This is a genomic window from Methylobacterium sp. J-090, assembly GCF_022829345.1.
In the GTDB taxonomy this organism is placed as follows: Bacteria; Pseudomonadota; Alphaproteobacteria; order Rhizobiales; family Beijerinckiaceae; genus Methylobacterium.
Window position 1 is genome coordinate 72,001 of the sequence record NZ_JAKSXV010000089.1, and the last position, 25,815, is coordinate 97,815.

General features: G+C 71.3%; 20 protein-coding genes, 1 pseudogene and 1 riboswitch. Of the genes and pseudogenes, 8 read left to right on the plus strand and 13 right to left on the minus strand.

Annotated elements, in window-relative coordinates; translation table 11 throughout:
* Positions 1-24: 24 nt before the first annotated feature.
* Positions 25-1,446, minus strand: a complete 1,422-nt coding sequence (gene hydA / locus MKK49_RS15430) for a dihydropyrimidinase (RefSeq protein ID WP_244029918.1) — start codon at positions 1,444-1,446, stop codon at positions 25-27.
* A 5-nt stretch (positions 1,447-1,451) separates the two neighbouring features.
* Positions 1,452-2,558, minus strand: a complete 1,107-nt coding sequence (locus MKK49_RS15435; RefSeq protein ID WP_244029920.1) for a ring-opening amidohydrolase — start codon at positions 2,556-2,558, stop codon at positions 1,452-1,454.
* A 661-nt stretch (positions 2,559-3,219) separates the two neighbouring features.
* Between MKK49_RS15435 and MKK49_RS15440 the strand changes: the two genes are divergently transcribed.
* The 7 genes and pseudogenes from MKK49_RS15440 (at position 3,220) to MKK49_RS15470 (ending at position 11,514) form a co-directional block, all read left to right on the plus strand.
* Positions 3,220-3,972 (plus strand): ABC transporter ATP-binding protein, encoded by a 753-nt coding sequence (locus tag MKK49_RS15440; RefSeq protein WP_244029922.1) that lies wholly within the window; start codon positions 3,220-3,222, stop codon positions 3,970-3,972.
* Positions 3,969-5,363, plus strand: a complete 1,395-nt coding sequence (locus tag MKK49_RS15445) for a DUF3526 domain-containing protein (RefSeq protein WP_244029924.1) — start codon at positions 3,969-3,971, stop codon at positions 5,361-5,363. The genes MKK49_RS15440 and MKK49_RS15445 overlap by 4 nt, the downstream gene beginning before the upstream one ends.
* The gene (locus MKK49_RS15450; protein WP_244029925.1) at positions 5,360-6,847 is read left to right on the plus strand and encodes a DUF3526 domain-containing protein; all 1,488 of its coding nucleotides are present in this window, start codon (positions 5,360-5,362) and stop codon (positions 6,845-6,847) included. Before MKK49_RS15445 ends, MKK49_RS15450 begins: the two co-directional genes overlap by 4 nt.
* Positions 6,848-6,966: 119 nt before the next feature.
* Positions 6,967-7,168, plus strand: a riboswitch (cobalamin riboswitch).
* 108 nt (positions 7,169-7,276) lie between these two features.
* A complete protein-coding gene (locus MKK49_RS15455; RefSeq protein ID WP_244029927.1) occupies positions 7,277-9,385 on the plus strand; it encodes a TonB-dependent siderophore receptor in 2,109 nt (702 codons plus the stop codon).
* The gene (locus tag MKK49_RS15460; RefSeq protein WP_244029929.1) at positions 9,385-10,548 is read left to right on the plus strand and encodes a DUF1624 domain-containing protein; all 1,164 of its coding nucleotides are present in this window, start codon (positions 9,385-9,387) and stop codon (positions 10,546-10,548) included. The genes MKK49_RS15455 and MKK49_RS15460 overlap by 1 nt, the downstream gene beginning before the upstream one ends.
* A gap of 55 nt (positions 10,549-10,603) precedes the next feature.
* Positions 10,604-10,780 (plus strand): annotated as a pseudogene (locus tag MKK49_RS15465) (DL-methionine transporter permease subunit); the annotation flags it as partial.
* Positions 10,781-10,848: 68 nt separating this feature from the next.
* Positions 10,849-11,514: a class I SAM-dependent methyltransferase gene (locus tag MKK49_RS15470; protein ID WP_244029931.1), complete on the plus strand. Its 666-nt coding sequence runs from the start codon at positions 10,849-10,851 to the stop codon at positions 11,512-11,514.
* An 80-nt stretch (positions 11,515-11,594) separates the two neighbouring features.
* Here the strand turns inward: MKK49_RS15470 and MKK49_RS15475 are convergent, their stop codons facing one another.
* Together MKK49_RS15475 and MKK49_RS15480 are read right to left on the minus strand one after the other, a co-directional pair.
* Complete coding sequence (locus MKK49_RS15475) at positions 11,595-11,978, minus strand: nuclear transport factor 2 family protein (protein WP_244029933.1); 384 nt, start codon at positions 11,976-11,978, stop codon at positions 11,595-11,597.
* Positions 11,979-12,152: 174 nt separating this feature from the next.
* Entirely contained in the window at positions 12,153-12,827 is a 675-nt protein-coding gene (locus tag MKK49_RS15480; RefSeq protein ID WP_244029935.1) for a Crp/Fnr family transcriptional regulator, read from the minus strand.
* 212 nt (positions 12,828-13,039) lie between these two features.
* Here MKK49_RS15480 and MKK49_RS15485 point away from each other — a divergent pair, with 212 nt between their 5' ends.
* On the plus strand, positions 13,040-13,858 hold the full coding sequence (locus MKK49_RS15485) for a pentapeptide repeat-containing protein (protein WP_244029937.1): 819 nt from the start codon (positions 13,040-13,042) through the stop codon (positions 13,856-13,858).
* Positions 13,859-13,951: 93 nt separating this feature from the next.
* On the opposite strand, the gene MKK49_RS15490 is transcribed toward MKK49_RS15485, so the two are convergent.
* The 9 genes from MKK49_RS15490 to MKK49_RS15530 all read right to left on the minus strand — a co-directional run bounded on the left by MKK49_RS15490 (position 13,952) and on the right by MKK49_RS15530 (position 25,803).
* Positions 13,952-14,965 (minus strand): hypothetical protein, encoded by a 1,014-nt coding sequence (locus MKK49_RS15490; RefSeq protein WP_244029939.1) that lies wholly within the window; start codon positions 14,963-14,965, stop codon positions 13,952-13,954.
* 142 nt (positions 14,966-15,107) lie between these two features.
* Entirely contained in the window at positions 15,108-16,064 is a 957-nt protein-coding gene (locus MKK49_RS15495; protein WP_244029940.1) for an antibiotic biosynthesis monooxygenase, read from the minus strand.
* Positions 16,061-18,763 (minus strand): molybdopterin cofactor-binding domain-containing protein, encoded by a 2,703-nt coding sequence (locus tag MKK49_RS15500; protein ID WP_313899170.1) that lies wholly within the window; start codon positions 18,761-18,763, stop codon positions 16,061-16,063. The genes MKK49_RS15495 and MKK49_RS15500 overlap by 4 nt, the downstream gene beginning before the upstream one ends.
* Positions 18,760-19,575, minus strand: a complete 816-nt coding sequence (locus MKK49_RS15505; RefSeq protein ID WP_244029942.1) for an FAD binding domain-containing protein — start codon at positions 19,573-19,575, stop codon at positions 18,760-18,762. Before MKK49_RS15505 ends, MKK49_RS15500 begins: the two co-directional genes overlap by 4 nt.
* Before the next feature lie 580 nt (positions 19,576-20,155).
* Complete coding sequence (locus tag MKK49_RS15510; protein WP_244029944.1) at positions 20,156-20,917, minus strand: ABC transporter ATP-binding protein; 762 nt, start codon at positions 20,915-20,917, stop codon at positions 20,156-20,158.
* Positions 20,914-21,900, minus strand: a complete 987-nt coding sequence (locus MKK49_RS15515; RefSeq protein WP_244029947.1) for a FecCD family ABC transporter permease — start codon at positions 21,898-21,900, stop codon at positions 20,914-20,916. Before MKK49_RS15515 ends, MKK49_RS15510 begins: the two co-directional genes overlap by 4 nt.
* Positions 21,897-22,754, minus strand: a complete 858-nt coding sequence (locus MKK49_RS15520; RefSeq protein WP_244029949.1) for an ABC transporter substrate-binding protein — start codon at positions 22,752-22,754, stop codon at positions 21,897-21,899. The genes MKK49_RS15515 and MKK49_RS15520 overlap by 4 nt, the downstream gene beginning before the upstream one ends.
* A 26-nt stretch (positions 22,755-22,780) precedes the next feature.
* Complete coding sequence (locus MKK49_RS15525; protein WP_244029951.1) at positions 22,781-24,970, minus strand: TonB-dependent receptor; 2,190 nt, start codon at positions 24,968-24,970, stop codon at positions 22,781-22,783.
* Positions 24,970-25,803 (minus strand): class I SAM-dependent methyltransferase, encoded by an 834-nt coding sequence (locus MKK49_RS15530; protein ID WP_244029954.1) that lies wholly within the window; start codon positions 25,801-25,803, stop codon positions 24,970-24,972. The genes MKK49_RS15525 and MKK49_RS15530 overlap by 1 nt, the downstream gene beginning before the upstream one ends.
* Positions 25,804-25,815 lie beyond the last annotated feature (12 nt).

A 25,815-nucleotide genomic window follows, 5' to 3' on the forward strand; every position in this document is an offset into this window, starting at 1 on the left:
CGCCGGGGAAGTCGCCCCGTCGGCTCATGAACTTGGGGCGCCCTGCGCGGTCCGGTCGAGCACCCGCCCATGGCCGAGGGCGCCCACCACCCGCCCGTCCTCGGCCACGACCTCGCCCCGCGCGAGGGTCATCACCGGCCAGCCCGTCACCGCAAATCCCTCCCAGGGCGTGTAGTCGGCACCGTGGTGGAGGTTCGCCTGCCGGATCGTCTCGCGGCGGTTGGGGTCCCACAGCGCGAGGTCCGCGTCGAACCCGACGCCGATGGAGCCTTTTCGCGGGTAGAGCGCGTAGAGCCTGGCGTGGTTCGTGGCGGTGATCGCGACGAAGCGGTTGAGGGAGATGCGCCCCGCCGAGACCCCTTCCGAGAACAGGATGGGCAAGCGCGTCTCGATACCCGGGATGCCGTTCGGCACGTAACGGAACGAGGTTTTCGCGCGCGGGTTCAGCTTGCCCGCACTGTCGTCGTAGCGGAACGGGCAGTGGTCGGAGGACACGATCTCGAACACGCCGGTCTCGATCCCGCGCCAGATCGCGGCCTGGCTCGCCGTGTCGCGGGGCGGCGGCGAGCAGACGTATTTGGCGCCCGCCATGGGGTCGTCGGACCCGTGCCCCTTCAGGTCCTCGGCCGTCAGGGTGAGGTATTGCGGGCAGGTCTCGGCGTGGATCTTCAGGCCGCGCGCCTTGGCCCAAGCGATCTGCTCCATGGCCTGCTCGCCCGAGACGTGGACGATGACGATGGGCAGATCCACGAGTTCGGCATGGGCGATCGCCCGGTGCGCCGCCTCGCGCTCCACGAGTTGGGGCCGGGACAGGGCATGGCCGTAAGGCGTGGTCTGCCCGGCGCGCTCCAGCTTCTCGGTCATGTACCGGATGGCGTCGTAGCCCTCGGCATGGACCATGACGCGGGCGCCCTCGCGGCGGGCCACGTCGAACACGTCGAGGATCTGGCGGTCGTTCAGCACTAGGTCGTCGTAGGTCATGAAGACCTTGAACGAGGTGTAGCCCTCGGCGATGAGCGCCGGCAGTTCCTGGCCGAGCACCGCGGGCGTCGGGTCCGAGACGATGAGGTGGATGGCGACATCGATGTGGCATTGGCCCTCTGCCAACGCCCGGTAGGCGTGCGTCGCCTCGCGGAGCGACGCGCCGCGCGGCTGTAGGGCGAAGGGCATCACGCAGGTGTTGCCGCCGGCCGCCGCCGCCCGGGTGGCGGAGGCGAAATCGTCGGCCATGACGATGCCGGGGCCGGAATCCTGGGCGATGTGGACGTGGCTGTCGATGCCGCCGGGCAGGACGAGGAGGCCCGAGGCGTCGATGGTGCGGGCGGCATCGGTGATCCGCTCGGCGATTCCCGCGATCCGCCCGTCCCGGATGCCGAGATCGGCGCGGACCGTGTCGGCGGCGGTGACGAGGGTGCCGCCCCGGATGGCGAGGTCGAACTCGGGCATGGGTGTCAGTCCCTGACGCGGGCGATGATGGCGACGGGGCCGCCGCCGTCCGGCCCCTGATGCTCGGCCCCGCCCGATACGAACAGGTCGGTCCGCCCGATCACGGCGGCCGCGACCCCGCCCACGAGGGCGCGGGCATGCCGGGTGGCGTTGATGTCGCTGTCGTCGTTCATGATGTGGCGCCGCCCCCGGATCAGGCCATCGTGCGACGGCTCGGCCTTGGCGAGAAGGGCGACCACGCGCTCGGCGTCGTCCGGCGCCAATTGGCCCGCGACGGAGAAGCGGAGATCGGACAGGACGCCGTGAATCGCGAGACCGTCGATGCCGTCGCGCATGACCCGGTGGGCGATGGCGTGCGGGCCGGACCAGCCGCGCGCGTTGCCGAGCACGATGACCTCGTTGCGCATCAGTTCGATCCCGGCCGAGGCGCTGGCACGGCCGGAATAGAGGTCGCGCCGCGCGCCGATGACGGCGTCGGAGAGGTCGGCCCCGTCCACCTCGCCGAGCGCGAGCGCGATGCCCAAAGCCGAGGCGCCGCGCGACAACCCCATCGAGGCGTAGGTGTCGTGGGTCGAAACGGTCCGGCCGCGCGCCGCTGCCTCACCGATCCGGGCGCTGGTGAGAAGCGGACACTTCACCTGGACGAAATGGACGTCCTCCGGGTCGTCCAGGCCGGCCCCGGCCATCGCCCGGCCGACCGCCGCGGCGGTGGCCTCCACCTGCGCCATGCGGCCGATCTCCTCGGGCTGGAAATCGGCGGTGAAGGCCGTGCCGATGGCGAGCGCCGCCGTATCCGGGTCCGGCGCGCCGTCGCGGCGGGCCAGGACGAGCAGGTGAGGCGACAAGCCGCCCTCGGTCCCGCCCGACATCACCAGGGCGACCCGCGCGCCCACGGCCTCGGGCGTGCACCCGAGGGTGCCCGCGAGGGCCGTCTCCAGGGCCATCACGGCGAGTTGCCGGGTGAAGTCGTTGACGCAGCCATTGCCCTCGGTCTTGCCGAAGATTGCCACGATCTCGGCCGCCGCCACGGCGCCGGACGCGATGAGGTCCATCACCCCCGCGACATCGGCGGGGTGACGCGTGGGCACGCGGAAGACGAGGCATTCGGGCATGGCACGTTCGGTTGAGGACGGGGACGCGACGCGCGCCTGGGCTGGGTCGCACGGCACGGCTAAGACCGCTTCCGCCCGGCGCCCCGCGCCCGGACCTTCGACCGCCCGGGGCGGAACGGCAGGCGCCCGCGAAACTTGCACGAACTGGACCAAGCCCGTCGAGCCGGCCCCTCGACCGGCGCCGGGTGGCGGCTCGGATCGGTCACGACCGGCGAAACCCACCCGGCCGGTCGCCCTGCCGCCCCTGGGGTGTCGCTGGGTGACGCGAACGGTGGTTTCCCCGCCGGTCGCGGTCGGGCTCACCACCCTCGACGGAGTCGGCACGGAGCGTTACGCCGGACGTTCCGTACGCGCAATGTTACAACATTTCATGAAAGTCCGATCGGCCGATTGACTCCCCTCCGCCGCGCGGCGAAGGTTCGACGGTCAAGCTTGCTGCGGGTGGTCGACCCGAGGCTGGCGTGCTCCTGCGACGCAGAGGATACCGGTTCGCCGCGGGCGCGGGTGACACAACGAGGGTTTGCGGGAGACCCATCGTGCACAACGTAACGTCCCTCGGGCGGGGTATCCCGGCGGAGTGCAGGAACGGGTCCGGTTGCCGATGCGGCCGATCCCGTGAGGGCACCCGCCCGGCCGCCGCCCGACACTTTCGAGCGCATCGGTGACCGTTCGTCCAAGCCCAACACCCCCGAAGGCCGACGTCGTGCTGGCGATCCGAGGCGCGACCAAGCGCTTCGGCGACCGGCCGGCCCTCGACGGCCTCGACCTGTCGCTCCGCCGGGGCGAGGTCTTCGCCCTGCTCGGACCGAACGGCGCCGGCAAGACCACCACGGTCAACCTGATCCTCGGCTTCCTGAAGGCCGATGCCGGCTCGGTCCGGGTCTGCGGGATCGATGCCGGCACCGATCCCATCGGGGCGCGGCGGCACGTGGCCTACATTCCCGAGCAGGTGGCACTCTATCCCGGCCTCTCGGGCGTGGAGAACCTGCGCTACTTCGCGACGCTCGCCGGCCTCGACCTGGCGAAGGAGACCGCCGTCGCCCTGCTCGCCGAGGCCGGCCTCGGCCGGGAAGCCCACCGCCGGCCCGCCGGTTCCTACTCGAAGGGCATGCGCCAAAAGGTCGGCATCGCGGTGGCGCTCGCGCGTCAGGCCCGGCTCCTGCTCCTCGACGAGCCGACCTCCGGGCTCGATCCGAGTGCGGCGGCGGACTTCTCCGTGACGGTCCGCGCGGCGGCGGACCGCGGCACCGCCATCCTGATGGCGACCCACGACCTCTACCGGGTGCGCGAGATGGCCGACCGCGTCGGCGTGCTGAGCCGCGGCCGGATCGTCGAGGAGATCGCCCCCAGGACCCTCGACCATGTTGGCCTGGAGCGGCTCTACATGGAGCGGCTGGCCGGGGGCGCGGCGTGAGGCGGATCGCAGCCGAACTCGCGCTGACCGCCCGCGACGCGCGCCTGCGCTGGATCGGTTCCGTCCTGGTCCTGCTGCTCCTGGTCACCGGCCTCGGCGCTTGGCGCGACGCCGCGCGCTACGCCGGCGAGGTCGGGCAGGTGACGGCGGCCGAACGCGCGCGCTGGCTCGGCCAGGATGCCAAGAACCCGCATTCGGCCGATCATTTCGGCCTGTGGGTGTTCCGTGCCTCCGCCCCGCTCGCCGTGCTCGATCCCGGCACCGAGCCCTATACGGGTCGGATGGTGCGGGTCGAGGCGCACGTCTTCAACGAGGCGGTCTACCGCGCCGTCCAGGATGCCGGCCCCCTCGCCCGCTCGGGCCTCGGCAGCGTCGCCGAGATCGTCCAGCTCGTGGTGCCGCTCGCCGCCATCCTGCTCGGCTTCTCCGCCTTCGCGGCCGACCGCAAGCGCGGCACGCTGCGCCTGGCGCTCGGCAACGGCGTCCCGCCGGGCCGGCTCTTCGCGAGTCGGTTCACGGCGCTGTTCATCGCCCTCCTCGCCGTGGTCGGCGCTCCGCTCCTCGGGATCGGCGGGCTCGCGGTGGTGAGCCAGGAGGGTGCGGGCTGGCAGGCGGTGCCACGCCTGTTCGCCTGGGTCGCGGCGCAGCTCGCCTACGCCACCGCGTTCCTGCTGCTCGCGATGCTCGTCTCCCTCGTCGCGCGCACGGCCCGGGGCGCCCTCGCCGCCGCGCTGGCGGCCTGGGTCGTCCTCTGCGTCGCGGCGCCCCGTCTCGCCAGCGCCGGTGTCGACGCCTTCGCGCCCGCGCTCGCGTACCGGGACGTCCGGGCCCGCATCGATGCCGGCTTCCGGGCCCATCGGACCGCGGAGGCGAACGACGTCCGCGCGCGCGAGGTGCTGGCCCGCTACGGGGTGAGCGACGCCGACGAACTGCCCGTGGATCTGCGGGGCCTGATGATGTCCGAGAACGAGAGCCACAACTTCGCGGTCTACGACCGCGAGCTCGGCGCCTTCTTTGACAGCCTCGCGGCCCAGGAGCGGGCCTTCGCCTGGGCCGGCCTCCTGTCGCCGCGGGTCGCCCTGCAATCCCTCTCGCAGACGCTCGCCGGCACCGACTTCGCCCAGCACGCCCACTTCGTCTGGGCGGTGGAATCCTACCGGCGCGGGATCTCGGAACGCATGAACGCCGAGATCCGCGACCATCCGCAGCGCGGCGGCGCCGTCCTCGTCGCCGGGCCGGACCTGTGGCGGGAGATCCCGCCCTTCGTCCTCCAGCCCCTGCCCTTCGCCCGCGCCCTGGCCGACGCACGCGTCCCGGCCCTCGTCCTCGCCCTGTGGCTCGGCCTGCTCGCAGCCCTGTGCATTCCTGGAATTCGGAGGCTGAGGCCGTGAGCGCCGCACGCTTCCCCCACCTGCTCCGGGCCGAGCTGCGGCTCATCCTGCGCGAGCGCCTGACCTGGGCGATCCTCGCCGCCCTCGTGGCGGCGCTGTGCCTGGCCGCGTCCACGGGGGCCGGGCGCGTCGCCGCGGAGCGCGGCGCCCTGGCGCAGGCCGCGGCCGACGGGGCGCGGGTGGTGCACGAGGCCAGGGCCGCCCACGAGCGCTACGGCAGGCCGGCTCCCATCAAGGTGAATTACTGGCAGGACCCCACCGACGCCTTCGGCTACATGACCTATTTCATGGCCGCCCACGCGGTGAAACCGCCGACGCCGCTCGCCGTGCTCGCCGCCGGTCAGTCCGACGTGCAGCCCGCTGTCATGCGGGTCGGCTTCGGCTACAGCACGGTCTTCGACGATACGGCCTACGAGCCCGGCTCTGCGGCCAAGCTCCGGCTCGGCCCCTTCGATCTCGCCTTCGTGCTGGTCTACCTCGTGCCGCTCGCGGTCATCGCGCTGGCCGGCACGCGGCTCTCGTCCGAGCAGGATCGCGGCATCCTGCGCCTGATCGCTTCCCAGCCCATCGGACCGCGCCGGGTCGCGGGCGCGAAGTTCGGAGCCGTCGCGCTGGTCGCCGTCGCCGGCGTGCTCGGCGGGACGGCGCTGGCGCTCCTCGTCTCGGGGGGTCTCGGCAGCCTCGATGGGTGGAACGGCACGCTGGCCCTGCTCGTAATGGCGCTGGCCGCCTATGTGGCCGTCTGGGTGGCGGCCTGCACGGTGGTGGCGAGCTTCTGGCGCGGGGCCGTCGCCGCCCTCGCGATCCTCGTGCTGGCCTGGGTCTGCGTGACGGTCGCCCTGCCCACCGCGCTCGCCCTGGCGGTCGACGCCCTCTCGCCCGTGCCCTCGCGGATCGCGGCCATCGACGCCAGCCGGCGGGCGCAGGCCCACTTCTACACCGGCGCGGAAGGCTCGCGGATCACGGCGGCTTGGCTTGCCGGGACGGTCCCGGAGGCCGCGCGCCGGCCGGACCTCGTGGAAGCGCCGGAGATCAAGCGCCTGGCGCGCGACGCGTTCTACGACACGGCACTGGCGGGGTATCGGGACGCCGCGCGCGCGCATGCCCTGGCGGGGGCGGCCTGGGGCCGGCGGTTGGCCGTCCTCTCGCCGGCGACAATCCTCGGCCTCGCCCTGGAGACGGCGGCCGGGACCGATGCGGGACGGCATGCCGCCTTCCTGTCGGCGGGTGCGGCCTACCGGCGGGACCTGAGTGCGTTCTTCGAGCCCCGCATCCTCGCCCAGGCCCTCGAGCCTCGCCCGGTCTGCGACGGCTGCCCGGCGCGCCTCGATTTCGACGCCTACGATGCCGTGCCGTCGTTCGCGCCCTCCCTCCCCCGCGCCGCGGCCGAACGCCAGACGCTGATGGCCCTCGGCAGCCTCATGGCCGGTGCCCTGCTCCTCGCCGCAGTCGCCCACCGTCGGCTCGCCGAGTGGCCCGCCTGAGGTCCGTGAACGGGCTCGCGGTGCGGGGCCTCCACTTGCGACCCTCCGAGCACTTGTCACCCTCTGAACACAGGGGCTCGAAAAGCGCGGCATGGCATTGACGCCGCGCCGTTCGATCGGGCTCTCCTGAGCGCGACGGTTCCTCGTTCGAGGATCAAAAGGGAACGCGGTGAGGGCTTTCGGGCCCGATGCCGCGGCTGCCCCCGCAACTGTAAGCGGCGAGCCCTTCACCACCGACGTCACTGAGCCGCCTCGCTCGGGAAGACGGTGAAGGGCGACGACCCGCGAGCCAGGAGACCTGCCGTCAGTCGTGGTCACACGCGAAACGCGCTGGGCGGGGTGCCCCGGCGGGTGCGGGAGCATGCGCGCGTGCGTGGTTCGGCCTCGTTCGCGGTGACGTGCCACTGCCGTCGCCCGAGGCCCATCAACGTGTCCCGTTCACCGTCGATCCCGCTGCTGCCCGTGCTGGCCCTGTCCTTCGCGATCCCCTCCGCCGTCGCCGCCCAGGGGGCATCCTCCGGCGGGACCGCCGTGGTGCTCGATGCGCTCTCGGTCGAAGGCGCGTTCACCGCCACGCCGACCTACCGGGTCCCGGACCGCTCCAGCGGCACCAAGACGGTGACGCCGCGCCGCGACGTGCCCCAGCAGGTCGACGTGGTCCCCCGGGAGGTCCTGGTCGACACCGCCGCGACCCGGGTCGAGCGCGCCCTCGACTACGTGCCGGGCGTCGGCAAGCAGAACGATTTCGGCGCGCAGAACCTCGCCCTCTACTCCGTCCGGGGCTTTGCCACACAGGACATCTTCCAGAACGGCTTCAACATCGCCCGCGGCTACAACGGCGCGCCCGACACCCAGAACGTCCAGTCCATCGAGGTCCTCAAAGGCCCGACCGGCGCCCTCTACGGCCGCAGCGATCCGGGCGGGACGGTCAACATCCTGACGAAGCAGCCCGTCGCCCGGCCCTTCGTCGAGATGGGCACGCTGTTCGGCAGCTTCGGCACCGCCCGGACCACGATCGATGCCGGCGGGGCGCTGAGCGAAGACGGCCGCGTCCTCTACCGCTTCAACGGCGTGCTCGCCCGCCAGGACAGCTTTCGCGATTTCGTCGACGGCGACCGCGTCCTCGTCGCACCCGTGGTGAGCTGGCAGATCACGCCCGACACCAAGATCACGGTCGAAGCGCAGTACCTGCGCAACCGTCAGACCTTCGACCGGGGCACGGTGGCGGTGAACAATCGCCTCGGCCTAGTCCCGCGCTCGCGCTTCTTCGGCGAGCCGGGCGACGATTCCGTGTCAGAGAGCGCGCTGCTGCAGGTCCGCCTGGAGCACGCCTTCAACAACGACTGGCAGCTGCGCGTCGCCACCCATCTCAACACCGGCAGCCTCACCGGCCTGCAGACCGGCGCGACGGGGCTCCTCGACGATGGCCGCACCCTCCTGCGCGAGTTCCGCCGGCACGACTTCACCTGGGGCGTCGCCATCGGGCAGGCCGAACTCGTCGGCCGCTTCGAGACCGGGCCCTTCGCCCACACCCTGCTGATCGGGCTGGAGCACGAGCGCTACAACAGCACCGAGAACCTCCTGCGCTCGACCCCGCGCCGCGACCCGTTCGGCCTCGACCTGTTCAACCCGGTCTACGGGCAGGCCAAACCGCCGTTCACCCGCACCTACAGCGCCAGCGAGAACGTCGGCAACACGGCCGTCTACCTCCAGGACCAGATTGCGCTCAGCCCGGAATGGAAGCTGCTCGTCGGCAACCGGACCGACCTCTACAACCAGACTTTCCAGGACAAGGTCGCGGGCGAGCGGACGGAGCAGGACCGGACCGGCTTCTCGCCGCGCGCCGGCCTCGTCTACCAGCCGCTCCCGTTCCTGGCCCTCTACGGCAACGTCGCCGCCTCGTTCCGCCCCAACACCGGCTTCGACAGCGCGACCCGGCCCTTCGCCCCCGAGACGGGGTTCGGCTACGAGGTCGGGGCCAAGCTCGACCTGTTCGACGGCCTCAGCGTGACGGGCGCCGCCTTCCACATCGAGAAGGAGAACGTGCTCACCACCGACCCGGCGGACTTCTTCTTCCAGATCGCCGCCGGCGCCGTGCGCAGCCGGGGGTTCGATCTCAGCCTCGTCGGGCAGGTGACGCCGGAGTTCCGGGTGATCGGCGGCTACGCCTTCATCGATGCCGCGGTCACCCGCGACGAGGTGCTGCGTCCCGGCTCGCCCCTCCTCAACATCCCGCGCCACAGCGGCTCGTTGCTGGGCATCTACGAGGTCCAGGCCGGGGACTGGAAGGGGTTCGGGATCGGCGGCGGCCTTCGGGCCGTGGGCTCGCGCCTCGGCGACAGCGGCAATGAGCGCTTCCGGCTGCCGGGCTACGTCCTGACGGACGCGCTCGCCTATTACCGCTACGAGAACCTGCGCTTCGGGATCAACGTCGACAACCTCTTCGACGAAACCTACTACGAGCGCTCCTACAACACGTTCTGGGTCGGCGTCGGCGAGCCGCGCCGGGTGACCGTCAGCATGACGGCACGGTTCTGATGGCCACACCTGCTCCGACGACCGTCCCGCCCGCGCGGGCCCGCATCGGCTCCATCGATGCCCTGCGCGGGCTCGTCATGCTGCTCATGCTCGTCGATCACGTGCGGGAGTTCGTCTACCTGCACGCCCAGGTCCGCGATCCCATGGACCTTGGCCTCACGCCGCCCGACCTCGTCCTGACGCGGCTGACCTCGCATCTCTGCGCGCCGGTCTTCATCCTGCTCACCGGCCTGTCGGCCAGCCTCTACGCGCGGAAACACGGCGACCGGTGGACGGCCAGCGCCTTCCTGCTCAAGCGCGGCCTCCTGCTGATCCTGCTCGAGGTGACGCTGGTGAACCTCGCCTGGACCCGCAGCCTGTTGCCGCCCATCCTCTACCTGCAGGTGATCTGGGCGATCGGCCTCAGCATGGTGGCGCTCGCCGCCCTGCTCTGGCTGCCGCGCGCGGCCCTGATCCTGTTCGCCCTCGCGATCATGCTCGGCCATAACGGGCTCGACGGCCTGGTGCTCCAGCCGGGCGACACCGGCTACCTCCTCTGGTCGATCCTGCACCAGCGCGGCTTCATCGACCTGCCCTGGGGCGTCGCGCGGACCTCCTACCCGGTGCTGCCCTGGATCGGCGTGATCGCGGCGGGCTACGCCCTCGGGCCGCTCTTTGCCGCACCGGTCACGCCGGCCACTCGCCGCGCGGGGCTCCTGGCGCTCGGCGGCGCGGCGCTCGCCGCCTTCCTGGTCCTACGGGGCCTGAACGGCTACGGCGAGCCGGTGCCGTGGCAAGGCGGCGCCACGCCGCTCCTGACGATCCTGTCCTTCGTCAACCTGACCAAGTACCCGCCCTCGGCCGACTTCCTGCTCCTGACGCTGGGCCTCGGCCTCGGCCTCCTCGTGGTGTTCGAGGCCCTGCCGCAACGCGGCCTCGGCTGGCTGCGCGCCTTCGGCGGTGCGCCGCTGTTCTTCTACCTCCTGCATCTCGGCCTGCTGCGCCTGCTCCACGACGGCGCCCTCGCATGTGGCTTCGCCGGCCCGTCCGGCCGGATCGAAGCGGGCGCACCGGTGCAGATCTGGCTGATCGCGGCGGTTCTCGCCCTGCCGCTCTGGTGGGCCTGCCGCTGGATGGTCGCCCTGAAGCGCCGCTCGGCCTGGGCGGGATTGCGTTACCTGTAGGGGCCCGCCCGAGCGCCCGCCCAAGGCGCGGGTGGTCTCGCGGCCTCCGCCGGACCGCGAGGTCGACCACGGCCTCGTGGAAGCGGCCGGTGCCTGCGGCGCGAGCCCGGCCCGGATCGTCGCCGGGGTCCCGCTCCCGGAGGCGCCGCCCGGACACGGGCCGGGTCCGACCCTGGCGGTGGTCTCGGTCCCGGGCTTCTCCGCCATGGTCGGGGCGGTGCCGACGAGCGGGCAGGCCCCGATGCCCCGGTGCACGAAGCCCGTCGCGCGGGGGCCGCGGCGGCGTGATACCCTTGGAGCATGAATGCTTTCTCCGACCCGCAGGCCGTTGCACGCTACGCGGAGAACCCGCCCCGTTTGGTGCCCGGCTATGCCGATCTGCAGCGCATGGCCCTGCTGCTCCTGACGGAGCAGGCGCCCGCCGGGGCCCGCGTGCTCGTCCTCGGCGCCGGGGGCGGCCTCGAACTCAAGGTATTCGCCGACGCCCGGCCGGGCTGGTCGTTCGTTGGGGTCGATCCGGCCCCGGCGATGCTGGACCTGGCGCGAAAGACCCTCGGGGCGCATGCGGATCGGGTCCAGTGGCACGAGGGCACGATCGACGGCGCGCCGGACGGCCCGTTCGATGCCGCGACCTGCATTCTGACCCTGCACTTCATCGCGCGGGCGGAGCGGCTGCGCACCCTCAAGGAGCTCCGGCGCCGCCTGACGCCCGGCGCCCCCCTCGTCACCGCCCATTTCAGCATCCCGGGGGGCGAGCGCGACCGATGGCTCGCCCGGTACGCCGCGTTCGCCACCGCCTCGGGGATCGATCCCGTTCAGGCCGAGAGCGCGCGTGCCGGGATCGCCGCCCGCCTGCCGATCCTCTCGCCCGAGGACGACGAGCACCTCCTGCGGGAAGCCGGGTTCGACGGAATCGGCCTCTTCTACGCGGGCTTCGCGTTCCGTGGCTGGGTCGCCTACGCCTGATCCCCGGTCGGCTTCCCGCCTCGGGCAGACAGGATCGTTCGCGAGCGATCGCGTGCGGCGATGGCGAGCGAATACGCGGCTCAGAACATCCCGTTCGGATTGGCGGAATGCTCGGGCAGGGTCTGCATCACGTCCCAATGCTCGACGATCTTTCCGTCGGCATCGAGCCGGAAGATGTCGATGGCCGCGTAGTCGTCGCTCCCCGGCCAGTGCTGGAGGCAGTGCAGCACCACCCAATCGCCCTCTGCGATGGCCCGCTTGACCTCGACCCGCTTGCCCGGCCACTCCCGCGCCATGCGCTCGAAATACGCGATGAAGCCGTCCTTGCCGGTCGCCACATGCGGGTTGTGCTGGATGTACTCACCGCCGACGTAACGCGCGATCGCCTCGCGGGGCCGGCCGTCGTTGAACATCAGTTCATAGAAGGCGATCACGGTCGCCTTGTTCTGCACGGGATCGGTCATGGTGCCTCCCTGACGGGCCGGACCCGGTCTTCTCATCGAGATCATGCGGGCCGCCCGTCCGCAAGTTACCCCGTCCGGTCGCCGCATTCGCCCCGCTCGCTGCTCCGGCGCGGACAGGGCGGCGGCGGGCGTGGGATCGCGGTGCCGGTCCGCCTGCCTGATGGTCTGCGAGGGTCAGGTCGGCCCTCTGGCCGCCAAGCCGGCTCTGTCCGTCACCTGCACCTGACCGCGACGGATCTCGACGAGGCCCACCTCCGCCCACTCCCCCAGGAGGCGGCTGATGACCTCACGCACGCTCCCCACATCCGATGCGAGCTGCTGATGGGTCTTCCAGACGATGCCGTCCGCGTCGGCCTCGATCAGCAGCCGTCGGGCCAGGCGCTGTTCCAGGGGCGCGAAGGCGATCTCCTCGACGAGGTCGAACATCCCGGACAGGAGCCGGGTGTAATCGTCGAGAACGAAGTCCCGGAAGGCGTCGCTCTCCCGCATCAGTTGCCGGAAGGTATCGGCGGGCAACGCCGCCAGTTCGGTCCTGGCTTCCGCGATGCTCTGTGCCGGGAAACCCCCTCCGGACAACAGGCATTGAGTGGTGAGCACGCAGGTCCCCCCGGCGCCGACCTTGTAGATCAGCATCTCCCTTCCGCCCTCGGACATCCGGAAGACGCGGGTCCGTCCGTCGATGCACATGAGATAGTTCGCGCAGACGTCCTGGAGTTCGTAGGCAATCGCGCCGGCCTCGAGCACCGGGAAATGCACCGTGCCACGGGCGATCTGAAGATGGCTGGCGCTGAAGTTCCGGACCAGCGGAAAGCGCTCGATCCAGCGCTCGACCTGATGGGCGCTCTGCATGGTCGTCCTCCCGAAAACCAGCGGTCGTTGGAGGCCGCCATACCCCGTTGAAGCGATGGTTCTCGCAATTTACAGCCCTCGGTGACCTAGGTCACAGACGGTTGGGAGAGACCCCAGTACCACCGTCGCCAGCGAACAAAAAACCGTCCGGACGGCATCGTTGGGAAGCACGTTCTTTCCGGGAGCCGCCCCGAGCGTCACCGGGAGAAACCATGCGCCGCCTCGCCCCCCTTCTGCTTGTCTCCATCCTGTCGGCCACCCCGGTCCTCCTGGCCGCTCCGGCCCTCGCCGAGCAGGATTTGCTGCTTGGCGCCGACATGGGCTCAGCCGCGATGACCCGGGCCGAGATGACCCGGGCCGATGTCGAGGCGCTGATCGCCAAGGCCGACGGCAAGCCCATCGACCTCTCCGACAAGGCGCTCGCGGGCCTCGACCTCTCCGGGCTCGACCTCAAAGGCGCGAACCTGCGCACCGCCCGCCTCAACAAGGCGAACCTGCGCGACGCCGACCTGAGCGGCGCGAATCTGGAGCAGGCCTGGTTCATCAAGGCGGATCTGTCCGGCGCCAAGCTCGTCGGTGCCAAGATGTTCGGCATCACGGCGCGCGACGCGAACCTCAGCGGGGCCGACCTCAGCCGGTCGATGCCCATCGGCGACTTCAAGGGGGCCAACATGGCCGGGGCGACGCTGGTCGACCTCAAGGGCGGCGCCGACATCAAGAACCAGTCCATGGGCCTGATGCGCGCCGTGTTCGTCTCCGTGAACCTCAAGGGCGCCAACCTGAAGGGAGCGAACCTCGGGCGTTCGCGCCTGGAATATGCCGACCTCACCGACGCCGACCTCACCGACGTGGTGCTGATGGGTTCCGACCTGTCGGGTGCGAACCTGACCGGCGCGACCGTGTCGGGCGCCGACTTCAAGAACGTCGACGTGAGCGGCGCCCGCCTCGTGTCCCTCAAGGGCCAGGACAGCGCGAAGGACTGGTCGGCCCGCGTGAACGTCGAACGCGCGATCACGCGGGCATCGAACTGACCCCACCGCCGTCCCGGAGCGATGGGGGCCGGAGGCCCCGGATCGGGCACGGCTCCGAGCCGGCGCGGTGCGGGCTGCCCTCGGATGGCGGGCTCACTTCAGATGATAGGAGACGCCCGCGATCAACGCCCTTTCCTCGGTGTTGACCGTCCGCCGCGGGTCGGCGCCGAACTTGTTGTGCCAGTACTGGAACCCGGCGAACACCTCGAGCTGGTTGGGCGTTCCGCCGGTCAGCCGGCCGACGTCGAGGACCAGGTTGGTCTGGGACACGAATTCGAGCTGCGTCCGGTTCTCGTTGGTCCGGCCGTAGCGGCCCTTGGGCAGGATGATGGTGTTGAAGCCGGAGAGCGAGAGCGGCAGGCCCGTGAACGCCAGCGGGAACGCGTAGGTGACCTCGAACTCGGGCGTCATCAGGAACTCGACGCTGCGGAAGCGACCGGTGGCGAAGCCGTTATGGGCGAATTCCTTGTAGGCCTGGACCTTCAGGTTCAGGAACCCGGCGGGCACGTCGACGGCGACGTTGAGGCCGAAGGTGCCGGCGCGCTTCTGCGAACTGAAGGTGGTGTCCTTGGCGTTGGCGTCGACGCCGAACGCGAGCCCGATCTCCTTGACGAGGCCCGGAATGGCGAAGACGTCGGTGTCGAAGATTCTGTTCGCGCTCAGGGTCCCGCGGTAGAGCAGGTAGAGTTCCGTCGCGCCGATCTCCGGGAAGCTTCCGAACGCGTTGCCGGCCGGGTCCTGCGAGCCCGAGCGCAGGATATCGAGGGACACCAGGTTCGTGCCGTAGGTCCACGCGTTGGCGTGGAAGAGATTGACGACGTTCTTCGGCACCTCGCGGGGCTCCCGCCGGCCCGTCGGCGTGCCGTCGGGGCGCTGCACACCGATGCCGGGCTCCGCGGACGGGCCCTGGAAGCGGTAGCTGACGATGGTGTCGGAGAAGCTGAAGAGGGTGGGCGGGGCCACGGGCGCGGCCGCACCGCCCGCCGACTCGGCGGCACGGGCGGCACCGATCAGGCGCCCCCCCGTGACGTCCCCGGCGAGCAGGGCCGCCGACACTCCCAGGGCCGTCAGGACCGACCGGCCTGCGCGAGGCGCGAACGCGAGCATGTGCGAGATTCCCAAACGTGTCTTCGCGACGTGTGACGCGTTCGGGGTCGGTCCCCGCTTTCAGGTGTGACGCGTTACGGTCCTGGCCCGTTACGGTCTTGCTCATGGGCTGCCGCACTGTTCCGGATCGGCGAAAACCGGCTCAGAGTAGCTTCCAGAACACCAGGATCATGACCGCGAAGGCGGCGATCAGCAGGGCCGCGCCCTGGCGATCGACGCTGGCGCGGCGCTCCGGCGGCGGCGACAGCCACCAGCCGAGCCGGTTGGCGGTCCACGGCACCAGCCGCGCGGTGAGGAGCACGCTGAAGACGTTGCCGATGAACAGGGCGACGGGGAAATCGAGGTGCAGCACCCGGCCGAGGAACGGCGTGCCGACGAACAGGCCCCACAGGAAGACGGTGGGGTAGAGCGTCAGGAGGACGATCATGTTCATCTTCCAAGCGGCGGGCGGCGGGGCGCCCTCCGGCGTGGCGTCGCGGAACCACTGCTCGAACCCGCTCTGCACCGTCCGCGTATGGAACTCCGCCGTCAGCGGGGCCGCCTCCTCGATGAGCTGCCGGCGCTGGGGCGAGTCGAGCCACGCCTGAAGGTTGGCATCGCCGTCGAAGCGCAGGATCGCGACGAAGTCCTCCTGCACGCCCGGCACGGCCGGCTCGAAGCGGTAGCCCTGCAGGCCGGGCGCCTTCGACTGCGCCGCGGCGACCTTCTGCTCCCACTTGCGGTAGGCGTCCTCCATCCCGGGCTTCACCCGGGTGCTGATGACCGCCGAGGCCGGGGCGGTGCGGGCCGCGCTGGCGGCGTCCGTGACGATGTGGACATCGTCGCGCCCCACCAGCATCGGGGCGGCGCCGACGATGCGGGCCTGGCGTTCGGACGAGGCGAGCCAGCCCTTGGCGTGCGCGAGGCTGACGAAGCGCTGCAGGATCACCCAATCGACCTGGAGCGGCGGGTGGGGCGGCATCAGGCGCTGTTCGATGAAGCCCGGAAACCCCGAGATCACCGCGCTGGTGCCGCCCTGCCACTGGGCGAACGCTTCCGCGCTCTCCGGCCGGACGGAGGTCTGCGTCACGATGCTGACGCTGTTCGTCTCCCCGCTCATCGGGCGGCGAGCTGCGTGAACAGGCGGTCGGGCGTGAACGGCAGGTGGGCGAAGCGCAATCCGGTGGCGTCGGCGAGCGCGTTCGAGACGGCGGGGGCCACGGGATTGATGCCGCACTCCCCCTGCGATTTCGCGCCGAGCGGGCCGATGCGGTCCGTGGTGTCGGCGAAGAAGATGTCCGTGCGCGGGGTGTCGGCGAAGGTCGGGATGCGGCAGTTGCGCAGCTGCGCGTTGACCATCCGCCCTTCGTCGTCGTGCACCATGTTCTCGACCAGCGCCCATCCGTAGCCCATGGAGACGGCGCCATCGAGTTGGCCCCGGCACTGCATCGGGTTGATCGGCAGGCCGATATCGGCGGCATGGACGCTGTGCAGCACCCGGATCTCGCCGGTGACGCGGTGGACCGCGAGGCGGACCCCCTGCACGTTGAACGCGATGGTGCGGGGCGAGAGGTAGGCCCGGCGGCTCACCGCGAAGCGGTGGTCGACCTTCGTACCCGCTTCGTGCAGATCGACCAGGGTGATGCGCCGGTTGCCGCAGATCACCCCATCGGCATCGAGGCGGCACTGATCCACCGGCACGCCCGTGTGCCGGCTCGCGAAGTCCAGGATGTCCTCGACCATGGCCTCGGCCGTCAGGTGGACCGCCTTGCCGCCGACCACGACACCCGTGCTGGCGAAGGTGCCGGTGTCGTAGGGGGTGCGGTCCGTATCGGCGTTGATGATGCCGACGCTGTCGGCGCGGGTCCCGAGGATCGCCGCGGCGATCTGCTTGTGCGCCGTGGTGATGCCGTTGCCCATCTCCGTCGAGCCGCAGGCGAGGAAGTAGGTGCCGTCGGCCTTGAGGTGGAGTTCGGCGCCCGAGCGGTGCTCGGTGGGCGGTCCGCATTCCAGCATGGCGAGCGCGACGCCTCGGCCCTCTTCCCAATCCGCCCCCTCGGGCTTCGGTACGCCGTTGCCCTTGGCGAGCTCACGCTCGACGATGTCGAGGCACTCGCCGATGCCGTGGCTGCCGAAGCTGGCGTCGCTCGGCTCCTTCCAGATGGATTCGATGTTGTCGCCCGGCTGCACGACGTTCCGGCGTCGCATGGTGAAGGGGTCGATGCCGAGCGCGCGGGCGAGGGCGTCGATGGCGCATTCCACCGCGAAGGTGGTCTGCGAAGCGCCGTAGCCGCGAAAGCCGCCGCCCGGGGTCATGTTCGTGTAGACGGCGTGGCCGATGCCCCTCTTGTTGGCGCAGCGATAGGCCGCGATCGGGCTCGCCATGGCGGCCGCCAGGGTCTCGCTGCCGTGGCCGCCATAGGCGCCGGTGTTGGAGTGGACCTCCACGTCGAGGGCCGTCAGCGTCCCGTCCCGGCGGGCGCCGATCTTCACCCGGGTGGTCATCTGGTGGCGCGTGGTCGCGCCGATGAACTCCTCCTCGCGGGTCCATTCCCACTTCACCGGGCGGCCGAGCTTCATCGTGGCGAACAGGACGAGGTCCTCCGAGACCATCTCCTGCTTGCCGCCGAACCCGCCGCCGACCCGCTCCGTGAACACGTGGAGGTCGCGGGGCGGGATCCCCATGACGTAGGCGAGCTTCTGGCGCACGGCGAACGGCGCCTGCGAACTCGTGCGGACGTGCCAGCGCCCGTCCTCGCCCTTCCAGGCGATGGTGCCGTGCATCTCCAGGTGGACGTGCTGGACGCGCGAGGTCGAGTAGGTCTGCTCGTGCACGGCGTCGGCCTCGGCGAACCCCCGGGCCACGTCGCCGATCTCGCCCTGGAGGGTGCAGAAGATGTTGGTGCTCGCGGTGATCCGGTCCCGGTCGTGCAGCACCGGCGCGCCGGGCCGCATGGCCTCGACGGGATCGAACACCGCCGGCAGGATGTCGTAGTCCACCCGCAGGGCCCGGCAGCCGGCCTCGGCGGCGGCCTCCGTCTCGGCCACCACGGCGGCGATGCGCTGGCCGGCGAAGCGGGCCACGTTGTCCAGCAGCAGGATGTCGTCGGGATCGACGAGGTGGTCCTCGTGCAGGGCCGAGCTGAACAGGCGTTTGGGCACGTCCTCCCAGGTATAGACCGCGACGACGCCCGGCACGGCCAGCGCCGCCTGCCTGTCGATGGACACGATGCGCGCGTGGGCATGGGGCGAGCGCAGGACCTTCAGGTGCAGGAGGTCCTCGACCGCGAGATCCATGGTGTAGCGGGCGGTGCCGGTGAGGATCGTGTCGGTGAAGGGGTTGGGCAGGCTCGCCCCGAGGGCCTTGCCGGCGATGTCCGCCTCGATGTTGCACACGCCGTCGAGGGCGTCCTTGATCGAGCGGTAGCCGGTGCAGCGGCAGAGATTGCCCTTGAGGGCGTGCGGCAGGTCGGCCTTCTGCGCGTCCGTGAAGGTCACGGCGGTCATGATCATGCCGGCGGTGCAGAAGCCGCACTGGAAGCCTTGCGCGTCGTGGAACGCCTGCTGCATCGGATGGCGTTCGCCGCACGGCGCCAGCCCCTCGATGGTGGTGATTTCGCGCCCCTCGGCCCGGAAGGCGGGGACGAGGCAGGAATGGAACGGCTTGCCGTCGATATGCACCGTGCAGGCGCCGCAATCGCCGGAATCGCAGCCCTTCTTGACGCCGAACACGTCGAGGTCGCGCAGCATCGTGCGCAGGCACTGACCGGGCGCCGGCTCGGCGGCGTAGGCGCGGCCGTTGATGGAATACTGGGTCACGCGAGCTCCGTACGGATCTGTTCGGCCAGGTACTGCGTGACGTGGCGCTTGTAGGCGGCCGAGCCGTGCACGTCGGGGAAGTACGCGTCCGGCGGCAGGCGCCCGTCGATGGCGCGGCGCAGGTCGTCGGCGGAGGGAAGGGTGGCGAAGCGCAACTGCACGGGGCGCGGAGTCGCCGCCGTGATGGTCAGCAGGAAATCCGCGCCGCCGTCGCCCACCGTGGCGATGATCAGGGCGGCCGACCGCCCGTAGCGGGTCAGCGAGACCTGGCGCATGGCCGTGCGCTTCGCGAGCGCCGCGGCGGGCAGGTGGATGCTGCGCAGGAGCTCGCCCCGGCCGAGCACGTTCGCGTGGTTGCCGGTGACGAAATCGACGACCGGAACCGTGCGCGGTTCGCCGTCGCGCGGCCATAGGGTGCAGACGCCTTCGAGGGCGGCGGTGAGCGAGACCATCGCGCCGGCGGGCAGCGACATGCAGACGTTGCCGCCGACGGTGGCGGCGTTCCAGATCTTGAACGACATCAGGAACGAGTCGATGCAGTGCCGGAACAGCGGCACCGCGCACCAAGCCGGAGGCCCTTCAAATCCGTGCAGTTCCACGATCCGACACGTCGCGGCGATCTCGAGGCCGGATTCCGTCGCCGTCAGCGGCGCCCAGCCCAGGCTCTCGAGGTCGATCAGCGTGTCGACGGCGACCTGCGGCTCGGCGAACAGCCAGGTTCCGCCGGCCAGCCACGAACAGCCGTCATGCCAACCCGAAATCTCGTTCAGCGACGTCGGCCGCTTGACGTCGACGACGGTCGAAATGTTCATCGTTGCCCCTCAAACTCATCCATCGTGACGGCCGGCATGATGTCCCGAGTCCTCATCGGTCTTCGCGCGACGACCGGCAGGCCCTCGCTCCGGGCATTGCGGGGCGACGGGAGGCCCACGACCCGCTCCGAGCTTCACCGTTCGGCGAAAATTTTCCCGTCAGCGGGAGCGTCCCGCACGTGACCCGGCCCGTCGCGACCGCGCCCTCAGGAATTCCGGCCCGTCAGTCCTGCCTCCCACCTCGGCGTTCGCCTCGGACGGATGCAGGAGCCAGTCTGCGACGAGCGGGTAAATAAAAGATAGGTCAAACCGTTTTCTTCGGACGATCTGCGAAGAATTGTAAAGACGCGCATGACGCATCGAGGACATTTTAGCGGAATATCTCTTCTTAAAGAGTCGAGTCACCCAAGAGGCGCATGCCCCGCTGGCATCGGCGGATGCTTCACAGCGACCGCCGACCGACGTGAGACGCATCGCGGTGCCGGGTGGGCGAGCCGGACAGGAACAAAAGCCGCGCCATCGCGGTCGCCCGTGCGGTAGACGAATTAGCCCGACGCGACCGCCCCGGTGATGGCCCGCTTCAGCTCGACCCGCTTCTCAAGGACAGGGTCGAGACATCCGACGCGCGTGTCGACACGCGATGGAAGGCGATGCCGAAGGTCGCGTCGAGGACAGGCGAGAGCGCGACCGCGTTTGCGGTACCGTCGAGAACGATGCGGCCGCGGTCGAGGAGCACGAGGCGGTCACAATCGCGGACGGCCCGTTCGAGGTCGTGCAGGACGACGATCACCGTGCGGGTCCGGGCATAGAGCGTCAGCCGTCGCAGCAGGTCGACGCGGTGGCCGACGTCGAGGCTGGCGCCGGGCTCGTCGGCGAGGAGCACCGGCGGCTCGGCCACTAGGACGGCGGCCAGAAGCGCACGGGCGCGCTCGCCGCCCGAGAGGCGCGACCACGGTCGTTCGGCGAGGTCGGCGAGGCCGTTCGCCTCCAGGGCGGCGGGGACGCGCAGGGCCGCCCCCGGCGCCCGGCTCGCGCCGAGCTCCACTACCGCCCGCACGGTGTAGTCCCAGGCCGGGTGGAAGCTCTGAGGCAGGTAGCCGATCCGGCGCCCGCGCTCGGCGGCCGGCAGGGCCGCGAGGGGCCGCCCGTCGAGGGTCACCGTACCAGCCTCGGGTGCGGCGAGACCGGCGAGGCAGCGGAGCAGGGTCGACTTGCCGGCGCCGTTGGGGCCGATCAGCCCGACGAGGCGGCCGGGCTCGGCCCGGAACGACACACCGTCGAGGATGCAGGTCCGCGCATCGTCGCGCCCGACCACGAGGTTGTCGGCGGCGAGAACGCTCATCCCCGCATCCGCCGGCGCAGGAGGACGAGGAAGAACGGCCCGCCCGCCGCCGCCGTGATGAGTCCGAGGGGGATCTCGGCCGGGGGCAGGACGGAGCGGGCGAGGCCGTCGCAGACGAGGACGAGGCCGGCGCCAATGGCGCCCGAGACCGGCAGGAGCGCACGGTGCCGGGGACCGACCCACCAGCGGGCGATGTGGGGGGCGATGAGCCCGACGAAGCCGACGAGCCCGCCATAGGCCACGGCCACGGCGACCACGAAGGCCCCGACGAGGACGGCACGGCGCAGGAAGCGGCCGGTCTCCAGGCCGAAGGCCGCCGCCTGATCGGCCCCGAGGCCGAGGAGGTCGAGGCCGCGGGCGAGCGGCAGGCTGGCGGCCAGGGCCATTCCCACGAGGATCGCCAGAAGGCCGAGGCCGTCCCAGGTCGGGGTCTGGATGCCGCCGAGCGTCCAGCTCAGAACCACCTGCAGGCTCACGCTCTCGTCCGACAGGGCCAGCATCAGGAACGAGCGCACGGCCCCGAGCATCGCCGCGACGGCGACACCGGCCAGAAGCAGGCCGGCGGTGTCGCGGGCCCCGTGCGCCACACCGAGGACCAGCAACGTCGCGGCCCAGGCCCCGGCGAAGGACAGGCCGCCGAGCGCAAGGCTGGAGGGGATGCCGAGGGGCACGAGGAGCGCGATGGTGGCGCCGATGGCCGCCCCTCCGGCGGAACCCAGCAGGTAGGGCTCCGCCAGGGGATTGCGGAACACGCCCTGGAAGATCGCCCCGCCGAGGCCGAGGAGCGCGCCGACGAGCCCGGCGGCCAGGATTCGGGGCAGGCGCCACGCGACCAGGAGGCGGGCGCCGAGGTCCGGATCGCCCGCCAGCGCGCGCACCAGATCGAGGGGGCCGGCCCAGCGGTGGCCGGCGCAGGCCGCGAAGACGAGGCAGGCGAGGAGCGCGAGGGCGAGGAGGGCCGGGCGTCCGGCGACGACCCTCACGGGGCGCCGGCCGGATGGAGTAGGCCGGCGAGGCGCTCGATCCCCGCGACGGTGCGGGGACCGGGGATCAGGAACTCGGTGCGGGGCACGGCGTGGGCGTGTCCCGCGGCGACGGCGCGCATCCCGGAGAATCCCGGCCGCCGCGCCAGTTCCGCCATCTCGTCGGCCGAGCCGGCGAGCAGCAGCACGTCGGGATCGGCGGCGAACACCGCTTCGGGCGAGACCTGGGGGACGGCCCCGTTGCCGGAAAGCGCGAAGCAGCCGCCGGCGCGCAGGATGGCGTCGCCCGTATAGGTGTCGCGGCGTGCGCTCAGCAGCAGCCCGTTGCCGAGGCGCCCCGTCACCATCACGACCCGCCGGCAGGGACGGGTCGCGACCCGTTCCCGCACGGCCCCGAGGCGGGCCTCGAGACCGGACGCCAGGGCCTCTCCGCGCTCCGGCACGCCGGTGGCGCGCGCCAGCAGGCGGAGGTTCTCCACCACTTCCGTCACGGTGCGGCTGGTCAGCACGACGGCCGGCACGCCGATCCGCTCCAGGGCGTCGAGGATCTGGTGCACCGCCTGCCGGGCCGGCGTCAGCACGACGAGATCGGGGTTCTGCGCGGCGATGGCCTCGACGGAGAAGCCGAGGCGGCCGCCGACCACGGGTTTCGCCGCGGCGTCGGGCGGGTAGCGGGTGAAGGCGTCGATGCCGACGATGCGGTCGGTGAGGCCGAGGGCCGCGACGAGCTCGGTGTTGGACGAGAAGATCGTCACGATGCGCCGGGGCGGCGCGGCCAGGACCACGCCGCGCCCGAGGGCATCGACCACGCGCACGGGCTCCGCCCGGATCGGGCCGGCCGCGACCAGAACCAACAGACAACCGGTCGCGGCCCCGCGCATCAGAACCGCGCCTGGACGCCGACCTGGATGTCGCGGCCCGGCGACGAGGTCCCGGCGCTGCCGTTGTAGAACCGCAGGTCGGCGAGCGTCGGCGTCTGACCGGCGATGGCGATGAACAGCGGGTGGTAGTTCGTATCGAACACGTTCCGGACCTGCGCGAACAGCTTCACGCCGGGCAGGAGATCGACCTCGCCGCGCAGGTTCACGAGGACGAACGGGTCCTTCCGCCAGATGAACTCGCGGTAGGGCTCGGCGAAGGGGACGCGCAGGTTCTCTTCCGTGTTGTACCAGACCGGTCCGTTCAGCACGCCCTGGACCTGGACCGTCCACGGATAGGGCACACCGGCCTGGCCGATGCGGGTGCCGAGCGCCAATTGGTACTGGTAGACGCGCTCGACCCGGTGGGTATTGGCCGAGGCGACGCTGAGCGAACCCTCGTCCTTCATGTCGAAGTTGTAGTTGCCGTTGGCGTAAGTCCGCCAGCGCCAGACCTCCGACTCCCAGCCGACGACTTTCAGCATGTCGGTCTCGAACTGCGCCTCCAGGCCCCGGATGACCACGTCGCCAGGGTTGTTGACGTAGTCCGAGGTGTTGGCGTTGGCCGAGCGCGCCCGGGTGATGATGCGGTCGGTGATCGTGTTCTGGAACAGGGCGAGATCGAGGCGGGCGACGCCGTTGGTGAGCGTCGTGCCGATCTCGATCTGCTCACTGGTCTCGGGCCGGATGTTCGGGTTGCCGAAGATGCGCCCGCCGCCGAGCGTGTTGAAGTCGGCGGCGATCTCGGTGGCCGTCGGCGCGCGGAAGCCCGACGAGGCGCCGATGCGGAACGCGGCCCAGTCGGTGGCCCGATAGGTGGCGCCGACCGAGTAGGTGGTGGCCTCGTAGGGGCGCGAGCCCGTCACCTGCGCGGCGAGATACGGCGTCGGGTCGAAGCTCGTGGTGCCGTAGGTCTGGCGGATGCCGGCCCGCAGGGTCACCCGGTCGCCGAACAGGCGCTGGGTGTCCTCGAGGTAGAGGGCGTGGAACTGGTCGGTCTGGTTGTTGTCCTGCGGCGAGACCTGGGCCAGGGGATTGCCCGGCACGCCGACGCGGAACCGGTCGGAGCGCAGGCGGCTGGTCTCCCAGTCCCAGCCGAGCAGCAGGTCGTTGCCCGGCAGAAGGCGGGCGCGCGGCTGGAACCGGGTGCCCTGGATGTCGAGGAAGCGGGTGTTGAAATCGGCCGCCGTGCCCAGAGCCGGCAGGTTGTTGCCGCCGCGCTGCACCGGCGAGGCCCACTTGAAGCGGTCCTCGTCGGTGACGCTGTAGGCCTGAGCGAACAGGCTGAAGCGGTCGTCCTCCGTGCGCCCGGAATAGCTCGCGTCGAACGAGCCGTTGATGCGGTCGTCCCGGCTGTAGAGGTTGCCGCCGGAGCCGCGAAAGCCGACGCCGTAGATGCCGTCCGTGCGCAGGCTGACGTCCAGGCGCTGGTTCGGGTCGATCTGGAGGCCGAGCCCCCCGGTGATGCCCATGCGCTGCCACTGGGTGTTGGCCATGCGGCCGCCCCCCGTCCCGGCGAAGTAATCGTCGCGCTGCGCGCCCGACACGCCGAGATAGTAGTCGATGGGGCCGGCCGTGCCGCCGGTCTGGGCGCGTCCCTGGGCCAGTCCCCAGACGCCGCCGATGCCCTCCACCAGGGTGCCGGGCGCCGTGCGGCCGGTCTTCAGGATGATGTTGATGACGCCGCCGATGTTCTGGCTGCCGTAGATCACCGAGGACGGGCCGCGCACGATCTCGATGCGCTCCACGTCGGCGATGGACAGCTTCGACAGGTTGGCGGTGCCGGCGCGCCGGCCGTTCATGAGGACGAGGACCTGACTCTTGAAGTCCTTGCCCTGGCCGTCGGTGGCGCCGCCGCGGATGTTGATGGAGGTCTGGCCCGGCGTCCATTCCGAGAAGAAGCCCACCGCGTTCTCGGCCAGGAGATCGGTGATGGATTTCGCCGTCGAGGTCTCGATCATCGCGCGGTCGATGACCTGGACGGTGCCGGCGATCTCGGAGCGCGGCTCGGGCCGGCCGGTGGCGGTGACCACGAGCTGGTCCAGGGTCACGGACGTTTGGTCCTGCGCCTGGGCGACGGGGGACAGGGCTGTCCCGCCGAGGCAGGCCAGGGTGAGGCGGGCAACGGTGAAGCGGGCGAGGGAGCGCGGCATCACGAAGGGGTCCTCCACACGAGAACGGCGGAGGTCCGGGCGACGGCGAGGCGATGGCCGGACGGGACGGGCACGGCCTGGGCGGCGAGGTGGTCCAGCAGGTCCGGCCGACGCGGATCGTCCGGCGGCCAGCCGAGGCGATCGGCCAGCGAACGCGCCGTCCGCGCCACGTCGGCGACGACGGCCGTGAAGGTCCAGGCAACCTCGGCGACGATGGCCGGCTGTTCGCTCGGCGACAGGCCGCGCAGGACGATGTCGACGCCGGGCGTCTCGTCCTCGCCGTGCCAAGCCTGGGGCAGGCAACCGGCGAGGCAGATGCCGCGCGGGCCGTGCTGGGCGGGAACGAGCCAGACCACGGTGCGGCGCGCCCATTCGCGGCAGCGCGCCAGGAAGGCCGAGGGATCGGTGAGCGGGGCCGGCATGTTGGCGGCGAGCACGGTGTCGGCGCAGGCGGCGGGCAGGCCCGCCTCCTTCCAGCCGCTGCGGACGAGGCGGGGCGCGGGATCGAGGGCCTGCAGCCGGCGCTGCATCACGGGCGCGGGCTCGACGACGCTCCAGGCCTGGCCCGGCACCCGCAGGTTCGCACCGAGCTGGCCGCCGCCGGCCCCGATGTCGAGGAGGTCGCCGATGCTCGGCACGGCGGCCCGGATCAGGGGGGCGACGCGCGCGACGTAGTCGGAGGTGTCGATGCCCGCGGCGTAGCGTTCGAGGGGATCGACGCCGTCGGGCTCGGGCGATGGCCGGGGGCCCGCCCGTCCCGGCGGCGGCCGGTCGTCGAAGCGTAGGGAATCATCGGGCCAGTTCGCCCCGGCAGCAGAGGTTGGTGTCATCATCGGTCCTTCCCC